Raw genomic sequence first — 2,266 nt, 5'->3', positions numbered from 1 at the left:
TCAACAGAAAATTTTAAGTAGTACCTATCCAATCACTGGTTAACTCAGCAACGATATTGTTTGTTGAAAAAGGCTATCAAGCTGTTTCAATAGATGAGATCTCGGGAAAAGCGTTGGTGACCAAAGGTGCCTTTTATCATCACTTTAAAAATAAAAAACAATTACTCAGTGCCTGTTATAAGCAGCAATTAATTATGATTGATGCCTACATCACAACAAAAACTGATTTAACAAATGGTTGGTCTGCCTTAGAAAGTATATTTGAACATTATCTTGATTATATTATTGATAATAATAAAAACCTTATCCCTATCCAAGAAGTGATGCCTATCATTGGTTGGAATGAACTTGAAAAAATTAGCCTTGAATACATTACTGGTAAGGTAAACGCCATTGTCAGCAAATTGATCCAAGAGAACCAACTTAAAGCTTATGATGATGATGTGCTTAAAAACTTACTCAATGGCTGGTTTATGCATATCGCAATACATGCGAAAAACCTAAAAGAGCTTGCCGATAAAAAAGGCCAATTTATTGCTATTTACCGCGGCTTTTTATTGAGCTTGAAAGATAAATAAAATAGATAGGTTTTATTTGAAGCTAAATCTTCTTTATCGTAAAAAATGCCCTCTTGGGTTATCAAGAGGGTCATTATATTTCGCGGAATAACATCATTTGGTGACGAAATAACTAAGCACTTGTCTCCTGTTTACTCCCCTGAGCTTGAGGGGTTAACATGAAGGTCATCGATAGCAGGATAATAATACAGTAAAACGCTAAACCAATAATCCAAATCCAGCCATCCCAAATTGGTAGTGAATGATTATAAATAACAGCAAACAGTAATGGGCCAATAACACCGGTTGCATTGGTAAGGCTCACCAATAATCCCTGTAAAGCACCTTGCTGATGACTCTTTGTTTGGATAGACATCACTCCCTGTAATGCAGGTAAAGCGATCCCACCACCAGCCAATAAAATTAAAACAGGGAAAACTAACCAACCTTCAGATATAAACGCTAAAAAGGCAAATGCACTACTATCTGCAATAAATCCGAGCAGTACTGCCGTTTTTTCGCCCCATTTAGTGGCTATTCTTCCTGCCACAAAGGCTTGGAATACTGAGTGTAAAAGACCAAGACCCGCTAATGAAAAGCCAACCATCATGCTATTCCATCCAAAACGATTTTCGGTAAATAGCACCCACACCGTTGCGGGAATTTGGCCTATCAATTGCGCTGAAAAATAAATAATCAACAAAATGGGCATCGTTTTAAATAAAGTGATGTATACCGAATTCGATTGCGTCTCAACCCCTACTTCGGTATCTGTATTATCACGTGTATTTTTGGTTTCACGGAACCAAAACATAACCACAAGGAAAGTGACAATATTTAGCAACGCAGCGATAAAAAAGGGACTATGCGGTGAAATCTCTCCTGCAAAACCACCAATAATAGGCCCCGCTATTAAACCAAGCCCAAAACTTGCCCCTAACCAACCGAACCACTTCACGCGTTGAGAAGCTGAGGTGGTATCGGCAATGACCGATGCCGCGACAGCCCCAGTAGCTCCTGTGATCCCTGAAAGCAAACGGCCTAAATACAGCATCCAAAGCGCACTTGAAAAAGCCAGCAATAAGTAATCCAGCGATGCGCCTATTAATGACAACAACAGCACTGGGCGCCGACCAAATCGGTCAGACATTTTTCCAAGCCAAGGAGCAAAGATAACCTGCATTAACGCATAAAGTGCAAGCAATACGCCAAAGTGGTTAGCGATATCTTCCGAAGCAATAAATTCACGTAATAACGTTGGCAAGACTGGCATGATAAGGCCAATCCCCATGGCATCGAGTAACGTAATTACCAATGCGATCTTTGTCGAACTATTCATTTCACTTTTCTCTATCACTGATAGGGAGTGGTAAAATAACTCTATCAATGATAGAGTGTCAACAAAAATTAGGAATTAATGATGTCTAGATTAGATAAAAGTAAAGTGATTAACAGCGCATTAGAGCTGCTTAATGAGGTCGGAATCGAAGGTTTAACAACCCGTAAACTCGCCCAGAAGCTAGGTGTAGAGCAGCCTACATTGTATTGGCATGTAAAAAATAAGCGGGCTTTGCTCGACGCCTTAGCCATTGAGATGTTAGATAGGCACCATACTCACTTTTGCCCTTTAGAAGGGGAAAGCTGGCAAGATTTTTTACGTAATAACGCTAAAAGTTTTAGATGTGCTTTACTAAGTCATCGCGATGGAG

2 protein-coding genes and 1 pseudogene are annotated in these 2,266 nt (G+C 39.5%); 2 read left to right on the top strand and 1 reads right to left on the bottom strand.

Annotation, left to right across the window (positions count from 1 at the left end; all coding sequences use genetic code 11):
• Positions 1-26 precede the first annotated feature (26 nt).
• Complete coding sequence (locus tag HSP_RS0103225; protein ID WP_425268511.1) at positions 27-578, top strand: TetR family transcriptional regulator; 552 nt, start codon at positions 27-29, stop codon at positions 576-578.
• A 112-nt stretch (positions 579-690) separates the two neighbouring features.
• Here HSP_RS0103225 and tet(B) read toward each other — a convergent pair whose 3' ends face one another.
• Positions 691-1,896 carry a tetracycline efflux MFS transporter Tet(B) gene (gene tet(B), locus HSP_RS0103220; RefSeq protein ID WP_001089072.1) on the bottom strand — a complete coding sequence of 402 codons (1,206 nt, stop codon included), beginning with the start codon at positions 1,894-1,896 and terminating at the stop codon, positions 691-693.
• A gap of 81 nt (positions 1,897-1,977) precedes the next feature.
• Between tet(B) and tetR(B) the strand changes: the two are divergent.
• Positions 1,978-2,266: pseudogene (gene tetR(B), locus HSP_RS0103215) on the top strand (tetracycline resistance transcriptional repressor TetR(B)); the annotation flags it as partial.

The sequence above is a fragment of the Haemophilus sputorum CCUG 13788 genome (assembly GCF_000238795.1).
Taxonomy (GTDB): Bacteria; Pseudomonadota; Gammaproteobacteria; order Enterobacterales; family Pasteurellaceae; genus Haemophilus_A; species Haemophilus_A sputorum.
Note: the sequence above shows the minus strand (reverse complement) of the source record. Positions and strands in the feature narration are given on the sequence as shown.